At 58.2% G+C, this 20,284-nt stretch carries 17 protein-coding genes and 1 tRNA gene; 11 read left to right on the top strand and 7 right to left on the bottom strand.

Going from position 1 to position 20,284, the window contains the following annotated elements; genetic code table 11:
• Window positions 1-86 precede the first annotated feature (86 nt).
• A complete protein-coding gene (locus AB4Y89_RS12830; protein ID WP_442301323.1) occupies window positions 87-3,257 on the bottom strand; it encodes a protein kinase domain-containing protein in 3,171 nt (1,056 codons plus the stop codon).
• 137 nt (window positions 3,258-3,394) lie between these two features.
• Here AB4Y89_RS12830 and AB4Y89_RS12825 point away from each other — a divergent pair, with 137 nt between their 5' ends.
• Window positions 3,395-4,114, top strand: a complete 720-nt coding sequence (locus AB4Y89_RS12825) for an HAD family hydrolase (protein ID WP_442301322.1) — start codon at window positions 3,395-3,397, stop codon at window positions 4,112-4,114.
• A gap of 108 nt (window positions 4,115-4,222) precedes the next feature.
• On the opposite strand, the gene trxA is transcribed toward AB4Y89_RS12825, so the two are convergent.
• The 3 genes from trxA to thrC all read right to left on the bottom strand — a co-directional run bounded on the left by trxA (window position 4,223) and on the right by thrC (window position 7,007).
• Window positions 4,223-4,549 (bottom strand): thioredoxin, encoded by a 327-nt coding sequence (gene trxA, locus AB4Y89_RS12820; protein WP_147648642.1) that lies wholly within the window; start codon window positions 4,547-4,549, stop codon window positions 4,223-4,225.
• A gap of 230 nt (window positions 4,550-4,779) precedes the next feature.
• The gene (gene thrB, locus AB4Y89_RS12815) at window positions 4,780-5,679 is read right to left on the bottom strand and encodes a homoserine kinase (protein ID WP_442301321.1); all 900 of its coding nucleotides are present in this window, start codon (window positions 5,677-5,679) and stop codon (window positions 4,780-4,782) included.
• Window positions 5,676-7,007, bottom strand: a complete 1,332-nt coding sequence (thrC, locus tag AB4Y89_RS12810; RefSeq protein WP_442301320.1) for a threonine synthase — start codon at window positions 7,005-7,007, stop codon at window positions 5,676-5,678. The genes thrB and thrC overlap by 4 nt, the downstream gene beginning before the upstream one ends.
• 32 nt (window positions 7,008-7,039) lie before the next feature.
• Here thrC and modA point away from each other — a divergent pair, with 32 nt between their 5' ends.
• The 8 genes from modA to AB4Y89_RS12770 all read left to right on the top strand — a co-directional run bounded on the left by modA (window position 7,040) and on the right by AB4Y89_RS12770 (window position 13,151).
• A complete protein-coding gene (modA, locus tag AB4Y89_RS12805) occupies window positions 7,040-7,804 on the top strand; it encodes a molybdate ABC transporter substrate-binding protein (protein WP_442301319.1) in 765 nt (254 codons plus the stop codon).
• A gap of 37 nt (window positions 7,805-7,841) precedes the next feature.
• Complete coding sequence (gene modB, locus AB4Y89_RS12800) at window positions 7,842-8,510, top strand: molybdate ABC transporter permease subunit (RefSeq protein WP_442301318.1); 669 nt, start codon at window positions 7,842-7,844, stop codon at window positions 8,508-8,510.
• On the top strand, window positions 8,503-9,195 hold the full coding sequence (locus tag AB4Y89_RS12795) for an ATP-binding cassette domain-containing protein (RefSeq protein ID WP_442301317.1): 693 nt from the start codon (window positions 8,503-8,505) through the stop codon (window positions 9,193-9,195). Before modB ends, AB4Y89_RS12795 begins: the two co-directional genes overlap by 8 nt.
• 7 nt (window positions 9,196-9,202) lie before the next feature.
• Window positions 9,203-10,213, top strand: a complete 1,011-nt coding sequence (locus AB4Y89_RS12790; protein WP_442301316.1) for a UDP-N-acetylmuramate dehydrogenase — start codon at window positions 9,203-9,205, stop codon at window positions 10,211-10,213.
• Window positions 10,214-10,248: 35 nt separating this feature from the next.
• On the top strand, window positions 10,249-10,674 hold the full coding sequence (locus tag AB4Y89_RS12785) for a BrxA/BrxB family bacilliredoxin (protein WP_442301315.1): 426 nt from the start codon (window positions 10,249-10,251) through the stop codon (window positions 10,672-10,674).
• A gap of 70 nt (window positions 10,675-10,744) precedes the next feature.
• Window positions 10,745-11,572: a sigma 54-interacting transcriptional regulator gene (locus AB4Y89_RS12780; RefSeq protein ID WP_442301314.1), complete on the top strand. Its 828-nt coding sequence runs from the start codon at window positions 10,745-10,747 to the stop codon at window positions 11,570-11,572.
• A 168-nt stretch (window positions 11,573-11,740) separates the two neighbouring features.
• Window positions 11,741-11,816 (top strand) — tRNA-Lys (locus tag AB4Y89_RS12775).
• A gap of 168 nt (window positions 11,817-11,984) precedes the next feature.
• A complete protein-coding gene (locus tag AB4Y89_RS12770; RefSeq protein WP_442301313.1) occupies window positions 11,985-13,151 on the top strand; it encodes a glycosyltransferase family 87 protein in 1,167 nt (388 codons plus the stop codon).
• Window positions 13,152-13,369: 218 nt separating this feature from the next.
• Here the strand turns inward: AB4Y89_RS12770 and AB4Y89_RS12765 are convergent, their stop codons facing one another.
• Together AB4Y89_RS12765 and AB4Y89_RS12760 are read right to left on the bottom strand one after the other, a co-directional pair.
• Entirely contained in the window at window positions 13,370-14,071 is a 702-nt protein-coding gene (locus AB4Y89_RS12765; protein ID WP_442301312.1) for a YoaK family protein, read from the bottom strand.
• A 160-nt stretch (window positions 14,072-14,231) separates the two neighbouring features.
• Entirely contained in the window at window positions 14,232-15,776 is a 1,545-nt protein-coding gene (locus AB4Y89_RS12760; RefSeq protein WP_442301311.1) for an ATP-binding protein, read from the bottom strand.
• A gap of 612 nt (window positions 15,777-16,388) precedes the next feature.
• Between AB4Y89_RS12760 and AB4Y89_RS12755 the strand changes: the two genes are divergently transcribed.
• Together AB4Y89_RS12755 and gnd are read left to right on the top strand one after the other, a co-directional pair.
• The gene (locus AB4Y89_RS12755) at window positions 16,389-16,736 is read left to right on the top strand and encodes a hypothetical protein (RefSeq protein WP_442301310.1); all 348 of its coding nucleotides are present in this window, start codon (window positions 16,389-16,391) and stop codon (window positions 16,734-16,736) included.
• Between the two features lie 180 nt (window positions 16,737-16,916).
• A complete protein-coding gene (gene gnd, locus AB4Y89_RS12750) occupies window positions 16,917-18,377 on the top strand; it encodes a decarboxylating NADP(+)-dependent phosphogluconate dehydrogenase (RefSeq protein ID WP_442301309.1) in 1,461 nt (486 codons plus the stop codon).
• 100 nt (window positions 18,378-18,477) lie between these two features.
• Here gnd and AB4Y89_RS12745 read toward each other — a convergent pair whose 3' ends face one another.
• Window positions 18,478-20,181, bottom strand: coding sequence for a carboxypeptidase-like regulatory domain-containing protein (locus AB4Y89_RS12745; protein WP_442301308.1), 1,704 nt, complete (start codon window positions 20,179-20,181; stop codon window positions 18,478-18,480).
• Window positions 20,182-20,284: the final 103 nt, after the last annotated feature.

Below are 20,284 nucleotides of genomic sequence, written 5' to 3'. Positions count from 1 at the left end.
TCATGGAAGGCGTGCAGCGGCGTTTTCATCAACGGAAAACGCCCATAGATACGGAAGCCCTACACTACGCCTACAGGGAAAATGCTCTACCGTCCTTTAGCCTTCGCTTCCATCAGCAGGGGTGAGCCCGCATCGGCGTCGTTCCAGAGCGTCGCAAACGCTTTATAGGCCGGCGCGGCGTTGTTGTGATCTCCCATGGCATCGTACGCATGGGCCAGGCCGATCTGTGCCGCTGGATAGACCGTACCGCCCGTGAGCAGCGACTGACCGCGATGTTGCAACTGAACCTGATGATCGATAAGCGCGACCTGAGGCTTACCGGTCGCAACCTGTGCCAGGCCACGCAGGTAGGCTCCGATGGTTATCGTGTCATAGGCCTTAGCCTTCGATAACAGATCAAGTGCAGCCGCGGGCTGGCCCGTCTTCAACTGAATCGCCGCGGTGACCACAGGCGCGAAGTACTCCTTTGCTGCCGTCCCCTGCTGGCTGTTCAATGCGCTGAGATGCTGTTGCGCTGCTGTCTCATCACCGCACATCGCAGCTGCCAGACCTGCATAGTACGCCGCTCTGGGAGCGGTCGACGTTGCGGAAGGAAGAAAGGCTTTTGCGCCGCCGCAGTCGGAGAGCAAGGCTCGATCCAACGCTGCCTGGCCTGCAAAGGTCGCCGCTACGGCAGCCAACTTCGGATTCTGGGATACGGAAGAAATCGCCTGCCGCCATACGGCTGCTCCGGCCTGCAATTTTCCAGTGTTATCCAGATAGGTTGCATAGGCTGGAGCCACAGTCAACGCATCGGGGTGCTGCCTGGCCAGTTCAATCTGTGCAGCAAGAAGATCATCCTTCCCTTGAAGATAGGCCGCCAGCAATTCCTGATCGCTGTGCTTCGAGCCCGCTTTCACGGCTTGGCGTTCCAGTTCCAGAGCCGCCTCATAGCGGTTCTGTGCCGTCATCGCGACTTCCGCCTCACGATACAGGCTGCCATCGCTCGGATTCAGTTTCAGACCCTCCTGAGCCGCTTGCCCGGCTTCTGCCCAGCGTCCCATCTTTCGATCCAAGACAGCTTGCAGCCGGAAGCCATCAGGGTCGCTCGCAAAGGCCGTCAGATACGTCTTTGCGAGTTCGGATGCCTTCGGCAGGTTGCCGGAGACGAACAGCTCCTGGGCCAGCGCTGACAGTGCAGCCAGGCGCTGCCCGCTCTTGGCCGCGTTAGCGCCGGCAGAACGTGCTGCCGCGGCGGCTGCGTCATGCGCACCGACAGCCTCATACAACAGCGCCAGCTTCAGCGCAGGCTGTACAAATGCCGGGTCGGCGGCGACAGCACGCTCATAGGCCTGCATGGCCAGCGCCGGCTGCCACAGGCTGAGGGCGATCTCGCCCTGAGCGTATTCCCGCAAGGCCTCCTGCGAGGAGCTGGACAGGCTATTGAACGAAACACTCGTCTTCTGGATGTCAGCGTTCGATTCTCCCAGGGCGGCGCGTAGCGGTTGGGCCAGGCGATCCAGGCTGACACCGATCTGCTCCTTGCTGACAGCCCTGTCGGTAAACGTTGCCAGCGTACGATTCGAAGCCGTTTCATGCAGCGTCAGCTCAATGTCATAGCCGGCTCCGCTGCTGGCGACCCTGCCAAACAGGAAGACCGGAACACCGGAGTCAGTCGCGACCTGCCGCGCTTTTGCCTCGTCCACGGGCTGACTCGCGGCGCCGTCTCCGCTCAGCTGAGCGCGAAAGGATTCAGGACCGCGATACGCGATCGACGGAGACTGCGACAGCTCCATCGCGACAGCCGATGCAACCCAGTCATCCAGAGTGCTATCACCGGTGTCGTTTTGAATGGCGGTCACCATCACCGCCTGTCCCGGCGTCATGACATCGGAGACCACGCTCTTATTGCGGAATCTGAAGAATGCAAACGCTCCGGCAGCGATCACCAGAACCGCGACAGCCACGAACAGCAGCGTCTTACTGCTCTTCTTCTCCGGCTCGGCCTCAACATCGCTCTCGTAAGAGGCACGCGGCCTTGCGGCTACAACCCCTGAGCCCGACGCTGCCCGCCGTTGTGCTGACCTCTGCCCCGAGGCCACAGCGACGGCTGCCGTCTTGTCTTCTGCATGATGGGCGGAGGTTTGTGACGAATGGGGAGCTGGAGGACGCCAGCCTGCCGCCGGAATATTGATCTCCGTTGCGTCGGTTGGACCAGAGGTACGTGCCTGCTCCGGCGACGCGGCCGGAACGCCTATCGTTGACGGAGGGATAAACGGCTGGGAAATGCGCTCCGGCAGATCGTTCTCCCGCCGGCCGCCTGGTACGGGTGGGCTCGATGTCCGGCGAATCCGCCGGTCGACCGACCGGGGATCGCCAGGATCGTTCACCGGTGGCTTGGATCGCTGCATCCACGGGGCTTTCTTGCCTCCGTCGCGAATCTCCTCAAGTGCCGCAGCGACATCCCCTGCACTCTGGTACCGGTTCTTACGGTCTTTCGCCAGCAGCTTCAGGATGACCTTTTCCAGGTCCTTGGGAACATTCGCTCCGAAGCTCTTCATCGCCGGCGGATCGTGGCTCAGGATGTTGACGAAGATCACGGCGCTGGTCGCCCCATCAAAGGGCACACATCCTGTCGCCATCTCATACAGGACCACGCCTAGCGAAAAGAGATCGGATCGCGTATCGAGCTGTTCCCCGCGCGCCTGTTCGGGTGACATATAGGCCACCGTGCCGACCGTTGATCCCGTGACCGTCAGATCCTGCGTGTGTTGTGAATGCCCTGTCATGCGCTCAATCTTTGCCAGGCCGAAGTCCAGAACTTTCGCCTGCCAGGCGCCGCTGGGACGAGGGACCAGGAAAACATTTGCCGGCTTAATATCGCGGTGGACGATATTTTTGGCATGCGCCGCAGCCAGAGCCTCGGCGACCTCAATCCCGTAGGCCAGCACCTCTGCCACCGGCATAGGGCCTCGATCGATGGAGTCGCGCAGCGTCTCGCCATCGAGCAGCTCCATCACCATGTAGGGATCGCCATTGTGGTCGCCGATGTCAAAGATGGTGCGGATATTCGGATGGTTCAACGCCGACACGGCACGTGCTTCGCGCAGGAAACGTTCATGCATCCCCGGCATGGAGAGATCTTCATGCAGTACCTTCAACGCGACTTCGCGATGAAGACGGGTATCCAGCGCACGGAATACCGAACCCATGCCGCCGCGTCCGAGGGACCCAAGTATCTGGTACGGGCCAACAAAACTTCCTGTCTCAAAACTCATATCCAGAACATCGCAATCCGCGGCACTTCGGCAGAAACCACCAAACTAACTTGTGTGAAAGTGCGTCCATCATACCCCGTCTGTGCCGGGCCGCGAATAGCTTTTCCTTCACTTTTGGTCGATACAATGAACGGTGTATGCCCGACACCTCCATACAACGCCTGCCACTGGGTCAGACGCTGCTGATCGATGCCGATGACACCCTTTGGGAGAACAACATCTACTTCGAACGGGCCATCGCAAGCTTCATCTCACTGCTGAACCACCACGCGTACAGCCCCGATGAGATACGCCATCACCTGAATGCATGTGAGCGCGAGACCATCCGTGAACGCGGCTATGGTCTGAAGAGCTTCCGGCAGTCCCTGGTGAACTGCTTTGAACAGCTTTCCACGGAACCCGTCTCTCCGCAGACGCACGCGCAGATCTCCAGCTTTGCCGATGCCATTGCAACCCAGGAGATTGAACTTCTACCCGGCGTTGCCGATACCCTGGCTGAGCTGACGACACGCCATCGCATCATTCTGGTCACCAAAGGCGACGACTGGGAACAGCGCGACAAGCTGGAACGCTCCGGCCTGAAGCCGTATTTTCATGAGATCGAAGTCTTGCCCGAAAAACACAGCGAAGCCTACTTGACTTTGCGCGATCGTCACGGCTGCGAAGCGGCTTCCACGTGGATGATCGGGAACTCACCCAAGAGCGATGTCAACCCGGCTCTTGATGCGGGATTAAATGCCATCTTCATTCCACACGACAACACCTGGATGCTGGAACATGAAGAGCTGCTTCTGCCTCCGTCGAGCCAGGCGTTTCTGCAGCTCACCGCCTTCCCCCATCTGGCGCACTACTTCTAGAGCCCAAGTAAACGCAAAGAAGGTCACGATTTAACGCAAAGAGCCCGCAGCTTAAAGCAGAAGAGCCCACCTCGGGGGCGGGCTCTTAGCAACCTTATTGAGAGTGGCTTATGCCAGGACCTTGGTCACGCTCTTGTCGATGGTGTCCTTCGGCACGTAACCGACAATCTGCTCGGCGACCTTGCCGTCCTTGAAGATCAGCAGTGCCGGAATGCCGCGAATGCCATAACGTGCAGGCGTTTGTGCGTTCTGGTCCACATTCATCTTCATTACCTTCAACTGTCCGTTGTAGGTAGTGGCCACTTCATCAACGATGGGCGCAAGCGCTCGACAAGGACCACACCATGCGGCCCAGAAATCAACCATTACGGGCTGCTGCGACTGCAGCACCTCGCTCTCAAATGTCGCGTCGCTTACATCTGTTACGTTTGCCATCGTTCCTCCCTTTTTTCTCTCCGCATTATAGGATGCTGGAACCAGCGCTGCGATTCACAGCCCCTCATCCGGCCCGGAAACTCTCTTATTTTCAGCTTAAAAGGAGAAGCGCCCGGATCTATAAAGATCAACGGGCGCCGGAGCAGCCCTCCCCCAGAACTGCCCACGAGATGACAGTATTGGTGGGATGAAAACTTGTAAAGCAATCTTCAGTAACTCCGGGTAACAGGTTACTTTAGAGAAACACTGGCGCCCTCAGCCACATGGGTAAGAACGACCTCGAGCTCGGGATCTTCGCTGCGCAGTCTGGCCCGCGCTATCACTTCTTCCGGATCGGTTTTCTTGTCCAGTACCAGCAGGACCGACGGCCCGGCGCCGCTGAGTGCGACACCCAATACCCCATTCACTCCAGACAGGGGCAGCAGGGCCTTGAGTAGGGGGCAGGCCTCCATACGGTACGGCTGGTGCATTCTGTCCTGCATGGCCAATCGCAGCAGATCGCCCCGGCCTGCTGCGAAGGCACCTATGAGAAGCGCACTACGCTGCACGTTGAAGATCGCGTCTGCCTTTGAGTACTCCGCCGGCAGCATGCCACGGGCTTTCGCCGTCGAGAGCGAGCTGCCTGGAATGGCCACCAGAAACTGCCAATCGGCAGGAGCGGCAATCTTAACCGCCGCGACTTCTCCATCCACCTGCATGGCCGATGCTACAACCCCGCCCAACAGCGCTGCTGCCACGTTGTCAGGATGTCCCTCAATCCGCGTGACTTCCCGCAGCAGGCGAGCTTCGTTCCAGCCCAATCCACCAATCTGATTGGCCAGCAGCACCGCGGCCACAATCGCGGCAGCGGAGGAACCGCAGCCACGCCCCAGCGGAATATCGTTCCGAAGCGTCAGCTTAAGGCCCGGAACAGGGCGACCTGACGCCCGCAAAAGATCGCCAATTGTCTCGAGGATCAGGTTATGTTCGAGCCGTCCGCACAGTTGCGCATCCCGGCCGGAAGCGGCGACGGAGGTCTGTTCGGAGACCTCCGCATCGACTTCCAGATACATGGCCAGCGCCATACCGAGGGCGTCGAATCCCGGCCCGAGGTTGGCAGAACTTGCAGGGACTCTTACAGATACGGTCATAACTGAATGCTGCTCTCAAGCGCCTTGAGAACCGCGTCGGTCTGAGCTTCCAGCACGATCGGCGGCTTTCGCAACGAAGAAGCTTCCTGGTCCGAAAACAGAGTTCCACGATGAAAATCGATGGTGTACTCCGGATCCTTCAGGGTGTGGCCGGTCAGCAGCAGGACAACCCGCTCCTCGCGTCCAACGCGCCCGTCCCGGGTAAGCTTCTTCAGGCCCGCCAGGGTCACGGCGGAGGCCGGCTCACAACCGATGCCTTCAGCACCAATCTCGGCCTTGGCCTGGGCGATCTCCTGTTCGGAGACCTCTTCCACCCATCCGCCGGTAGCGCGGATAATCCGCACAGCCTTCTTCCAGCTTGCCGGATTGCCGATGCGAATTGCGGTTGCCCGGGTATCGGCAACAACAGGCTCAAGCTGTTCTCCGCCACTCGCCTGCATGGCCCGATAGAGCGGATTTGCACCGTGCGCCWGGATCACTGAGATCTTCGGAACACGGCTGATGAGGCCCAGGCGCTTCATCTCTTCGAATCCCTTGCCGAGCGCGGAGCTATTGGCCAGGTTGCCGCCGGGGACGATCACGTGCTCCGGCACCTGCCAGTCCATCTGCTCCACCATCTCGAGAGCGGGCGTCTTCTGCCCCTCGAGCCGATAGGGATTCACCGAATTGAGCATGTAGATTGGCAAACGCTTCACCAGGTCATTCAGGATCCGGACGCAGCCATCGAAATCGCTCTTGAGTTGGATGGTCAATGCGCCATAGTCCATGGACTGCGACAGCTTGCCCCAGGCGATTTTGCCCTCGGGAATAAACACGATGCTGGTAAGGCCGGCGCGCGCGGCATAGGCGGCCATGGCGGCTGAGGTATTTCCGGTAGAAGCGCACGCGACCACCTTGAAGCCTCGCTCGGCAGCGACCGACAGAGCGGCGGTCATGCCGGTGTCTTTAAAGCTGCCCGTTGGATTCATGCCCTGGTGCTTGGCCAGCAGCCAGTCCACGCCGGCAATCTTCCCGCAGCGAGGCAGCTCATACAACGGTGTATTGCCCTCACGCAGGGTCACGGCATGGGATGGATCGTCAAGAATCGGCAACAGGTCGCGGAAACGCCAGACACCGCTCTGATCGATCGGGAGGGTGGAAGAGCGGCGTTCCTGCCACAGCCAGCGGAGCGCACCCGCATTAGGAAGGTTAGCGCCATCGGACGACCACGGGTAAACCACTTCGTACAGCTCACCGCACTGGGCACAGCGAAAGTTGGAGGTCGCATCCGTACCGGCAATGCGCGCACCGCACCCTGTGCATCTAAGCTCGTGTGACTTCTCTTTCATCGGTACCTCTAGGGTACCGTAAACTTTCTGCCATGCTCAAAGCGCTGCTCCTCTTGCTCCTGATTCCCCCAGTACTCGGGCAGACAAAACCGATAGAGTTGCGGATTGCAGCGGCAGCCGATCTGCAGCCGGTGCTTGAGGCCGTGGGGCCGGTCTATGAGAAGAAGGCCAACGTCCACCTGCTGGTCTCCTATGCAGCCTCTTCCATCCTGGCCAGCCAGATCATCTCCGCGGGCCCGGGAGGGCCCTTCGACGTCTTCATGGGGGCCGACTTCTACTTCCCGGAGAAGGTTGTCGCTGCCAACCTGGCAGATACCGGCAGCCCGATTGCTTACGCCAAGGGGACCCTGGTGTTATGGACGCGGAATGGTTCTCCCTTCAATCCTCTCCAACTGTCGGCACTGGAATCATCCAATCTCAAGTCCCTTGCGATCGCCGACCCGGAGCACGCCCCATATGGCCGTGCTGCAGTGGAGGCCTTGAAAGCTCTCAAGCTCCAGGACAAGGTCAAGGATCACCTTGTGCGCGCTGAAAACGTAGGTCAAGCCGGCCAGTTTGCTTTCACCGGGAATGCCGAACTTGCCATCATCTCGAAGACGCTGGCAGTCTCCCCGAAGTTCAAACAGTCCGGGACGTTCGTGCTCTTCCCTTTTGCCAGCTATAACCCCATCACGCAGACAGCAGTCGTGCTGCGCAGCTCAGCCCAGCGCGATGCGGCTCACGCGTTTCTGAACTGGTTTCTCTCGAGCGAAGTTCAGCCGCACCTCCCTGACCTGGGACTCACGCCGGTGAAGTGAGTCCGTCACAAAAGCCCCGGTACACTGTCCTTCACCGATGGATCTCGACGCTCTGTGGCTGACATTCCGCCTGGCTCTCACCACGACCGCCATTCTGCTGTGCCTTGGACTCCCGCTGGCGGCATGGCTGTCCCACGGACAAAGCCGTTTGCGTCCGCTGGTGCAAGCGCTGGTTGCTCTGCCATTGGTACTGCCGCCGACTGTGCTGGGCTTTTACCTCCTCGTGCTGCTTGGCCCCACGACCGCAGTCGGACGCGTCATCACAACGACTCTCGGACATCCACTCGCCTTCTCTTTTACGGGGCTGCTGATAGGTTCCCTGCTGTACAGCCTTCCCTTCGCCGTACAACCCCTGGTCAGCGGCATGATGGCGATCGCGCCAGAGTTGCGGGAGGCTGCAGCGACGCTGGGCGCCCGGCCCTCGGTTGTCTTTGTACGGGTGACCATGCCGCTGATACGTCCATCGTTGCTGACCGCCGGGATTCTGACCTTCACCCATACCGTCGGCGAATTCGGAGTCGTGCTGATGCTGGGCGGCAATATCCCGGGCGCAACGCGGACCCTCTCCATCGCGCTCTACGATCAGGTTGCCGACTTCAACTTTGCTGCAGCCAATCGCACGGCTCTTCTTCTGCTGGTCTTCTCGTTTGTTTCGTTGTTGCTCGTCCACTGGCGAGCCGGACAAAGGAGCACTCGCCTTGTCTGAGCCATTGCTGCACGAACATATCACCGCGACGCTGGACTCCATCACGATTGACGTCACTGTGGTGCTGCGCTCGCCGTGGACGGTACTCTTCGGACCGTCAGGCTCCGGGAAGTCGACCATCCTTCGCAGCATCGCCGGGTTGCGCGGAGGTGCACCAGCCTGGAAACGCCATATCCCCCTCGCCTCACAGCAGGCTGCGCTGTTTCCACATATGACGGTCAAAGGGAATCTCGAATTTGGCCGCGAACTCCCGACGGGAGATTTCAAGCGGGAACAGGAGCTCCATGCCGAGCGGTTTCAGGATCTGGTTCGCCTGTTCCGTATTGGCGATCTTCTGGAGCGCTATCCGGCACAACTTTCCGGTGGCCAGGCACAACGCGTCAGCGTAGCCCGTGCGCTGATGCCCAGGTACTCGCGCCTGGTGCTGCTGGATGAACCGTTTACCGGGCTGGAGCAGACGTTGCGCGATGAGCTTCTGCTCACGCTCAAGCAATGGACGCGCGAGCACAGGCTTCCCATCCTCTCCGTCACGCATGATGTCACGGAAGCGCTTCTTCTGGAGGCGGAAGTGATCAAGCTTCATGAGGGACGCATCGCAGCTCAGGGACCGGCGCAGGAGGTGCTCGCCGAGGAACGCCTTCAGCTCTTGCGCAGCCTCGATGGGTCACGAACCTTTACTCTGTAGTCTGTCCGTGCGTATCCAGCAGAACATTCCGCTCGCACCCTACACCACGTTGAAGGTCGGTGGCGCGGCTCGTCTCTTCGTCGAGGCAGGCGGCGAAACCGAGATCTTTGATGCGCTGCGTTTCGCACGGGAAGAGCGTATTCCAGTCTTTGTCCTGGGAGGCGGTTCCAATCTGCTTGTACATGACAGCGGCTTCGATGGGCTGGTGATTCGCATTGCGCTGAAAGGGATCGCGCAGCAGGGCCACACGTTGATAGCGGCGGCGGGCGAAGAGTGGGATGCACTGGTGCAGCTTGCCGCTGAGCGGAACCTACAAGGCATTGAGTGCCTCGCAGGCATTCCCGGCACGGTGGGTGGGACGCCAGTCCAGAATGTGGGCGCCTATGGGCAGGAGGTCTCGCAGACCATCACCCAGGTTCGCGCTATCGATCGGGCAACACTCACACCGCTCGTGTTCACCAATGCAGAATGTGGCTTTGCCTACCGTCGTTCTCGCTTCAATCACGAGGACATCGACCGGTATATCGTCACGGCGGTGAGCTTCCGGCTGTTACCCGGCGGTGCTCCATCGTTGGCCTACGCCGATCTGCAGCGCGCGTTTCTGCCGAGTGAAACGCCCTCGCTGATGGAGGTTGCGACCAAGGTCCGGAAGATTCGCGCAACCAAGGGCATGGTTCTGATTCCCGGCGATGCGGATACCCAGTCCGCCGGGTCTTTCTTCAAGAATCCCGTCGTTCCGGCCGAGGTCTACGAGTCCATCGCCACCGGCCATGCCACCGTACCCCACTGGCCCGCACCCGGAGGTGTGAAGCTGTCGGCAGCATGGCTTCTGGAGGCCAGCGGTTTCCACAAAGGCTTTACTCTCGGCCAGGCTGGACTCTCCACCAGACATGCGTTAGCCCTCACCAACCGCGGCGGAGCGACGGCGGGGGAGATTCTGGCCCTGCGCGACCATCTGCGGGCCGGTGTGGAAACCCGTTTCGGCATTCGTCTGGAGCAGGAACCGGTCGAGCTCTAGACCATTTACAATGGAATCTGGAGGAAATCCGAATAATGTACCCAGAGATCATGGTCATCCCCATGCGCGAAGAGTTGACCCGCGCAGGCATCGCAGAGGCTCGCACCGCGACCGAAGTGGACACAGCCCTGGCCAAGCCTGGCACCACTATGGTGATTGTGAATTCGATCTGTGGCTGCGCTGCCGGTAAGATGCGCCCCGGCGTTCGCATGGCCCTGTCGAACCCCACTCTCCCGGACCAGTCCATTACTGTCTTCGCCGGTCAGGACCGTGAGGCCACCGAAAAGGCGCGCGGTTACTTTGGCGGACATCCGCCGACCTCGCCGTCGATCGCCATTCTGCGTGATGGACAGTTGGTATACCTGATGCAGCGCTCGGCGATCGAGACATCGACTGCTCCCGCTATCGCCCAGGAGCTGCAGCGGGCTTTCGACACCTACTGCGCCAAAACCACAGCGTAAGTTTAGAAAACTCTTTTGTTACAGACATGGCTCACTTTTCCATTGGATTGGCCGATGGAGAAAGTGAGCCATGTCTGTTATGGAATACATTCCCCAGCCCCGGTTCTTCGAGATGCTTGGCAGCAGTCCAGCAATGGAGCGGTTGAGATTACAGCTCGAGCGCATTGGGCCACACTTCCGCACCATTTTGTTGACAGGTGAAACCGGCGCCGGCAAAGAGCTTGCTGCGCGTACCCTGCATCAACTCAGCCCTGCCGCGAACGAGCCTTTTCTGGTCTACGACCCTGCTGCAACCATTGAAGAGTCGTTGGAATCAGCCGCTCGTGGAACGCTGTTCCTGGATGAAGTCGGCGACACCTCGTCCGCCGTTCAGGCGAAGCTGCTGCGCCTGATGCGCATGGTCGACACCCGCATTATCGCGGCTACGTATCGTAATCTGCGGCATCAGGCCGCCATCGGTGAGTTCCGCTCAGACCTGTATTACCGTCTCTCGACAGTCGAGATCGAGGTGCCACCGCTGCGGCAGCGCATGGAAGATCTGCCATTACTTGTGGAGCACATCCTCTCCCGCGCTGGAGATCGATATCACAAGCCGGCTATGGAGATCTCGAGTGAGGCCATGGAAATACTCCGCAGCTATTCGTGGCCTGGCAACATTCGCGAACTAGAGAGCGTGCTGAACAACGCCGCCATGCAACAGGAAGGAATTGTCATTCATACGATCTCGCTTCCAGAGCCGGAATCGCCGGTGAAAGCAGATTCGCTGCCCGTCCGTCTGGATGACCTGATCTCTCGCCACGTGCGTGGGGTGCTGGCACAGTGCGAAGGCAACAAGGTACGCACAGCAGAGCTGCTCGGCATCAGCCGCTCGACACTGTACCGCATGCTGGAGGCATAGCTACGGGCCGCGGTCATTCTGGGCCTGCGTTTGCTATTTCTTCACGAGCACCACCATCGGCACCATGTTCTCAACAGGGGCCGGTTCGTCTTGCGTGTGATCTGTGCTATAGTCAATAAAGTGTTCAGCGCTGGCCAGCACATCGGCGAGGGCTGAGAACAACCCATCGGACGCGTAGCTCAATTGGCAGAGCATTCGACTCTTAATCGACAGGTTGAAGGTTCGATTCCTTCCGCGTCCACCATCTGCCCCATTCAGTATTCATAACTTTCCAAACGATGAGTTCCAGAACCTCCAGCTCCTGCGCTGCAGGCGGAGAAATCTTCGGCGGCATGTATTTTCTCCTTTAATTTTTTGGGGGGCGCATGGTAGCGTGGAAGCCCTCCCCGGAAAGCTGAGGCGAGTTGACAACGTGAGCGAGGTAGCCCCAAAGCCGAGCGTCATCTACTTCATAGCTCTGGCCGTGGTCGTCGTCGGTTCGCTTCTAAATTGGTCGATCTTAGCCACTTCATTGACTGGCAGCCATGCAGGAACCCACGACTTCATTTCATATTGGGCGAGCGGCAGGCAGTTGCTGGAACATCGTAATCCCTATGATCCGCAAACCATCTTTTCCCTTGAAGTCGATGCTGGCTATCCGCGCAACTACCCCGTGATGATGATGCGGAATGCCCCGAACGCTTTATTTCTGACACTGCCAATCGGGCTCATGCCTTCTCGTGTCGCGTACGTTTGCTGGCTTCTATTCCTAATCGGCTGCCTGGTTACGTCGGTAGAGCTTCTCGTCGATGGGGATTCTTATACGAGATTCCTCGGCTACAGCTTCGTCCCGTGCCTACTCTGCCTGGTTATGGGACAGACGGGGATCTTTCCTTTGCTGGGCATTGCGATGTTCCTGCGCTTCAACGAGCAGCGGCCTTACTTAGCAGGTTCGTTCCTCGCTCTTTGTCTTATTAAGCCTCATCTGGCTGCCCCACTGATGGTCGCCATAGTGGCCTGGGCCATATATCGAAGACGGTATCGCGTCCTTTACGCGATGATCTTTGCGGTGGTCGTGTGCTCTGTCGTGCCGATCTATTTCGATCACGCGGTGTGGTCAGACTATGCTCGAATGATTCGAAGCAATGGCATCGAAAATGAGTTTATTCCAGCCCTCGGGTCAGCGCTCCGCACCGCGTTGAAGCTTAAAGCAGTATGGCCCCAACTGATACCGACTGCGCTTGCTTCGATTTGGTCGTTATGCCATTTCATCAGGCATCGCGAACATTGGTCTTGGGAGCAACGCATTCCCCTGCTCGTGCTGGTTTCGTTGGCTGTTGCACCCTACTCTTGGCTCACCGACCAATCCATCGCTTTCGTCGCCATTGCCCTCATGAAGCCAAAGCTCGATTCACTCCTGCTTGTGATCATGAGCCTGTCTTATATTGCTTTGCTATCAAGCCTCCACTCGCACATTAACATGTGGCTGAGCATGGCATGGCTAGGCTGGTACTTTGCGAGACAAATCTACCAACGTCAGGCGATGAACGTATCTGAGCCGCCGGCGAAGGATGCAGCTATCGCGATCGAGAACGTCTGACTCCCCGAATAGCTCAACAAATCCGTGACCGTGATCGTAAAAGTAAATGTTCCGGTTGCTTTAGAGCAATTCTCCTAATACTGTAGCGTTGGATAAATCTGCGAATGCCGTTTTCTTCGAAGGAAAACGGCGCAAACAGTCAAAGCTTCGCTCTACACCTTTAGGAGAAATGCTTTAGCTTCTCCGATTATGTGGCTATCCGCTTGCTGGATGGCAATCTACCTCTCTGCGAGGGAGAGGTATTTGCTTCTCACCAACACGACCCTCACCAGCACGACCAGCAGGAAGAAACACTCGCCCCAAAGCGCGTGGTTATGAAAACGTGGGGTGCAGTACGCCCCGAGAACAGCTCCTAAGAAGAACATCCCACAGATTTGAGCAAAAACCTTTGCCTGTTGCAGGTCATCCGCGGATCGGCCGGCGACGAGCCACGCAAGCCAGCTCCTCATCATCGTGTGCAGATTTCCCGTCGTAAATGTCGAGCTATAACTCTGCTTGTTAACCTGCCGGAACGTGGCCACCTGGAGCGAAGCGGCAAATGCGATTGCCATGGATATCCCGAGAGACGCGCCGTAGCTTGTAGAAAAGCTCAGACACATCAGGATTGCGATCTCTAACACCAGCACTGCAGCTTCCGGAAGACGAATGGCGGGGGCAATGTACTCATGCCGCATCAGCCTTGCTGCTGCAATACCAAGCAGAAACATCACCAGCACCAGGAAGTGACGACCGGCATCCTGCCAGGCGACGGTCACCAGATCAATCGCGAGCAGGATGACATTCCCTGTCATTGCATTCGCGAAGACATGGCCATGCCCGATGTAGGTAAATGCGTCGAGGTAGCCACCGGCAAACGCCAGCAGAGCGTGTGTCGATACTCCCAGTCTCGTATCGGTTTCGGTGGCAGGGCTCGTTGTCACCAATCGATCCTTCCCTCCCGCACTGATCATACTGCGGCAGGCCGGCAATAGAACGGCCGCGGAGCAAGCTTGCTGTTCTGCCGCCGCACAGTCTAGTTGGATGGAGGCAGAGATATATGTCGGTGTCCGAGATTAAGTCACTGTCTCAAATCGAGACAACTCAAACTTGAGTGGGTACAAAAGGGATGAAGATGGAACAGGTCGTTCCATGATGAGCCGGCCGCATGCTGCTGCGTATAGTCAGCTCACCATGGTGCTTTGCCAGGAGCTCTGAAACAACCCACATGCCAAGTCCGGTACCTGTCTCTTCTTTCGTGGTGAAAAACGGTTCAAGCATATGCCGATAGACTTCAGCCGGCATACCGCAACCTGAGTCCGCAATCGTAATGCGAACTCCGCGAAGCGCCCGTTCCTTCCAATGACAAGATGGACGTACGCTGGCGCGAAGTCGTCCTCCTTGCGGCATTGCCTCAATAGAGTTGTTGATGAGATTTGTAAATACCTGTTGTAACTCACCAGGAGAACCAAGAACCTCCGCGTTCCCTTCAGTCTCAGTATCGAACGCGATCTTGGCGAGATGCAGCTTTGGGGAAAGCAAACGCACCGTCGCGTTCACAAGTTCCGCGGGTTTTATGGCAACAAACTTTGACGTGCTCCGCGACATCTGAAGGGTCTGCCGCGTGATCTCCACAACCCGTTCGAGCTGTTGCCCGGTCTCTTCAACATGGTGAGTCTGTTCCGGGCTTAACCCGCTGTCTTTCAGCAAAAACAACAACCCCATAGCGGCATTCAGCGGATTATTGATCTCATGCGCGATCGCGGCCGACAAGCGGCCGGCAACAGCTAGCTTCTCGGTTCTCAAAAGTGCTTGATCTGTCAGCCTTCGCCTGGTTACGTCTCCGCAGTATCCTGTGATTCCGCGCACCTCTCCGGCATCATCAAGCTGTGTGACTCCCTGACAAGCAATCCATCGGATAGTGCCGTCTGGAAGGACGACTCTGTATTCGGTATAGCAGGAATCTTTCCGCTGGACGGCAAGCTCGAGTTCCCGTTCGGCCTGCTCAACATCGTCAGGATGGACAATACGCCGCCAGAGTTCATTACCGGCCTGCAGCGATGGATCGATGCCATGTAGACGATAGAAACCAGTCGACCAGATCTCATGATTGGACTGGATATCCCATTCCCACACACCGGCATTCGCACCATCAAGCGCCATCTCGATGCGAACCTGATTCTCTCGGGCTAACTCGCTGGCGCGGGCGTGCTCCTGCGCAAGATAGCTTTCCGTCCGCGAGAGTGTCAGCTCATGTTCCAGCTTTACCGTCTTCGCTTCTTCACGCTCCCGCGCTGCAATACGTGTGAGGCTGCCCACGAAGATCGACCCAACGATAAAGACGCACTCCCGGAACAACCACCCACTCGAATCAGGAGTGAGATTGATGCGATGCGTCGCGAAGATAAAATACTCAATCCCGCATCCGGACACGACGGCGCAAGCTATCGCACCTGATAAACCAAGAACCCAGGCACTCAGAATCACTGCCGGATATGAGAGCAGGTAAGGCGACCGATGGTTGGGAGCCATTATCAGACTCAAGCCAAATGGGATGCACGCAACCAGAGCTCCGAGAGCCACTTCAGTCCAAAAAGACAACCGGAGGGGGAGGTTGCCAAGCGCGTTGAAGACCCTATGAAGCACCATCAATCCTGTCTATGGCTCTTGAGTATACCCCGCACTTGCTCGAAAAAAATGCCGACCGAATCATGCGATTCACTCTCAACTATGGAGGCGGCATCTTCGTTCCCGCGTGTGGACAAGAGCAACAGCACCTGGCGAAGAATGCACCCGGTCCTCTAGTGGGGTGAGTCTAAAGTTCGCAACATAAATCATGAACAGCTTTGCCATCCGAAAGCGTTGAAGAAGCAGCTCCTTCACTAATCACCCCAGCGAACAAGTTCACTGGGGACACCGAACGTTCAGGATGACAACATTCACGGCAAGGACTTCAGACTCAGGACACTAGAGCCTGTTGCCGTGTATCCCGGAAGGGCATGCAGCGGAGTCTTCATTGCGGAAAATGCCCATAGGATGTCGAAGCTCTGGACTACACCTACAGGAGACTCTACGGAATCACTCTCTCGTTGTTTGCCTTCGCTCGAAGCGTGCCACAACTGCAGCAGACCGCAGAACCATCGGAGGAGGAAGACTGCCATCTATGGCAGAGGCCGCAACCGGCTGCATTTGCGCCCACGACATTCAAGACCGCGGAATTGCAGGTGCCCTCCGATTTCGTTGCGCTTTGATAGGTGAGACTTGAAGAATCTGCCGAAGCAATTGATTGCCGACCACCTCATTGGCCAGCCAAGGAACGCTATACGGGACATCATGCATCTCGTGCGCCTCGATTCCCTGGCCGCGAGCCACGACATGAGTCTGCTGGAGCGGCGGATACTGGCCGCACTGATCGTGCTGCCCGAATCCACCGGCACGGTCTGTCTATTACCTGTCAGGCTGGCGATGGCTGCACGGCTTGTACTCGCTGGGCATCCTGTTGAGGCTGCTGCCCCTCTTAGGCAGGAAGCAGCAGTAAAAACATCGCAACAAGTAGACGAATACTCAGGTTCACTTGGGGATGCCTCCTCTAAGGGGTTCTTTGACTGAGACGCTAATCGCACCGGTGGGTTGTGGTATTTCTGATAAAAGCGCTTCGCAATCGATAACGCAATTCGTGAATATCCTTCTTTCATACACTTTTCGGCCAGAAATATTGCCTTTCGACTATGCTTGTATGCAATAACCATCCCCCGCACACAGAAGCGATCTGAAAGGGTTTTAGAAGAAATGTCTGAAGCAACATGCGATATCGGCCTGATTGGCCTTGCAGTCATGGGTCAGAACCTCGTTCTCAACATGAACGACCACGGCTTCAAGGTCGCTGTCTACAATCGCACCACGTCGAAGGTAGATGAGTTTCTGGCGAATGAAGCGAAGGGTACGCCCATTGAAGGCGCTCATTCCATCGAGGAGCTGGTCTCCAAGCTGAAGCGCCCCCGCCGCATCATGATCATGGTGAAGGCCGGCTCGGTTGTCGATCAGACCATCAATTCCATCGTCCCGTACCTGGAAAAGGGCGACATCATCATTGACGGTGGTAATTCTCTGTTTACGGACTCGAACCGCCGCACCAAGGAGCTCGCCGACAAGGGCATTCTGTACATCGGCACCGGTGTTTCCGGCGGTGAGGAAGGTGCACGCTTCGGCCCATCGATCATGCCTGGCGGCAACCCTGAAGCATGGCCGGCAGTAAAGCCGATCTTCCAGGGCATCGCGGCGAAGGTCGAAGATGGAACTCCCTGCTGCGACTGGGTGGGCGAAGGCGGCGCAGGCCACTACGTAAAGATGGTCCATAACGGCATCGAGTACGGCGACATGCAGCTGATCTGCGAAGCCTACCAGTTGCTTAAGGATGGTCTGGGACTCACTGCGGATGAACTCCACGAAGTCTTTGCCGAGTGGAACAAGGGCGAGCTCGACAGCTTCCTGATCGAGATCTCCGCTGAGATCTTCGCCAAGAAAGACGATGACGGCCAGGCTCTGCTCGACAAGATTCTGGATACCGCCGGCCAGAAGGGCACGGGCAAGTGGACCGCGATCGACGCTCTGGACAACGGCATGCCGGTCACGCTCATCGGCGAAAGCGTCTTCGCACGCTGTCTCTCCGCGCTGAAGGAAGAGCGCGTCGCCGCATCGAAGGTGCTGCAGGGCCCTGCGAAGGCAGACAACAGCTCTGATAAGAAGGCCTTTATTGAGAACGTTCGCCGCGCACTCTTCTGCTCGAAGCTCATCAGCTATGCGCAGGGCTACATGCTGCTGCGTGAGGCTGCAAAGGTACAGGGCTGGAACCTGAACATGGGCGGCATCGCACTGATGTGGCGCGGTGGTTGCATCATCCGTTCGGTCTTCCTGGGCAACATCAAGGCCGCCTACGACAAGAATCCGAAGCTCGAGAACTTGCTTCTGGACGACTTCTTCTCGAAGATTCTGAACGAGTATCACGCGTCGTGGCGTAAGGCTCTGGTTCACGCTATCGAGAGCGGCGTTCCGACTCCGGCATTCTCCACGGCGTTGGCCTTCTACGATGGCTACCGGACCGAACGTCTGCCGGCAAACCTGCTGCAGGCCCAGCGTGACTTCTTCGGTGCGCATACCTATGAGCGGGTCGACAAGCCCCGTGGCGAGTTCTTCCACACCAACTGGACCGGCCGCGGCGGCCGTGTCTCGTCGAGCACCTACAACGCCTGATCTTCAGGTACCGATACACGAAGGGCGAGGCCACTGGCCTCGCCCTTTATCTTTTGTGAACAGCAAACTTGAAAATGACGAGAACTTTAGATTCTGGAGATTAGAAGGTAAACGCGAGCCCGGCCTGAAGCATGCGCGGCGACTGCGCCAGATAGAGGGTTCTGCCGTCGGAGGAGAGATACGGCTGATAGCCCTGCTCCAGCAGGTTGGTAACGTCGAGGAACGCCTCCATATTCTCGAGCCGGAGGCGGCGAATGCGAAGCGGCTGCCGTACAGACAAGCTCAGGTAGGGCTGACGGCTCATGGCTGAGAAGAGGTTCACAGGGGTGACCGTCTGCTCATTCTGCCAGCGATAGCTCGTACGAAGCTGTGTCCCCGAAGCTGGCAGCAGCGCCTTAATTCCCATTGCGGCCGATTTCGTGCGGCCGGCACGGAATCTGGTGACCGTCTGAGACGACGTTTGAGGTGCATTGACCACCGACAAGGCATCGCCGGTATTCACCTCGACTGTCGTCCAGATGCTCTGGCCTAGCTGTTCGCTGGCAAAAACACTCCAACCGACGGAGGTATACGGATCTCCCATCATCCGGGCGGTGCCGGTCGTTGCATCCGCCAGCATGGTTCCATGCGCCAGCTGAGAACCGGTAACAGGCCCAATACCGGCCACCATGGGCCGATCGATCGAATCCCGGTAGTAAGCCGTACGGATACTTCCTTTACCATTCCGGAGCGTCGCGGCAAATTGCTGGTGAGTACCGCGCTCCTGTAGCATGCGGTCTCCCTGTAGTACCGCAACCGGAAGAGGAGCATCGGCGGCATCGATATCGTCCGCGCTCTGCGTCTCGCGAGAGCGAGCCATGCGATAGCTCAGCACCAGCATGTCGCTGGGATGCATCGCCAGCTTTACGAAGGGACGGGCCTCAACGGAGGCTGCCCCCATACGTACAGCGCGGAGAGAGCTACCGACTTCCAGGGAAAGCATGTCGCCGAAGTTCATCACTTCAGCGGAGTCAACCGTGTATGCCTGGTATCCGCTTGCGCCCCCTTGTCCCATCATTTCAGGGTGGTCCTGGAATGAGACCCGGGTACGGGTATAGCCGAACATGCCGGCCGGCTGCTGATAAACCACCGAACCTTCTGTAGCCGCCCCCATCGCGTAGGGTCCACTCACAGCGCTGCTGCCGGCCCGGACGAGAGTGCCGTGTCCGTCGCTGCTGGCAGCGCCGTACGTGACGGCATTCTTAACTCCGCCGCGGCCAAAACCGTCTCCACTGGCTGCTTCAACCCGCGTATGGCTGACACGCCGCGGGGCCTCAGGTCCAGGAGAGATCAACACCACGTCCTGATCGCCTGCCAGGCGCAGAATCGGCCTGTTTGCCGCCGTACGCAGCGACCAGGTCCACTCATCGGCTGGTTCGTCCGGCTGGCGACGCTCAGCAGGAAGCCACCGGCTCTCCTCGAAGAGAGTCGTCAGCGTCAGGTTAACGATGGCCTGAGCACCGGCGCGAAGACGAAGATCGCCTCGCATCGACGGCAGAAACAAAACCGCACTTGCGCGTACCTGATATTTTCCAGGAGTGAGATTCCGGATAACGTAATGACCCTTTAGGTCTGTCACCGCCATTCCGGCAGGAGTGGCGTCCGGCAGAAGTGCCTGTACGAGGGCGCCCATCTGGGGAATCCCCTGGGCATCACGCACGATACCTGACACATCGGCCCCTTTGGGCTGCGCGACGGCAACGCCAATCGCCACTGGCATCAATACCAGAAGCAACGATACGGATTGGAGTCGGACTCGCTTCACTGCGCTTACACACGAAACACTGCGCCAGCCAATTCCAGAAAATCCGCGTCCCTGCTTAACACAGCCTGGACAGCGTTTTCAGGTTGCCTCTGCCGCCGATGCT

The organism is Terriglobus sp. 2YAB30_2, assembly GCF_052114765.1.
Classification (GTDB): Bacteria; Acidobacteriota; Terriglobia; order Terriglobales; family Acidobacteriaceae; genus Terriglobus.
The sequence above is the reverse complement of the archived record's forward strand: the minus strand, read 5'-3'. Positions and strand labels throughout refer to the sequence as shown.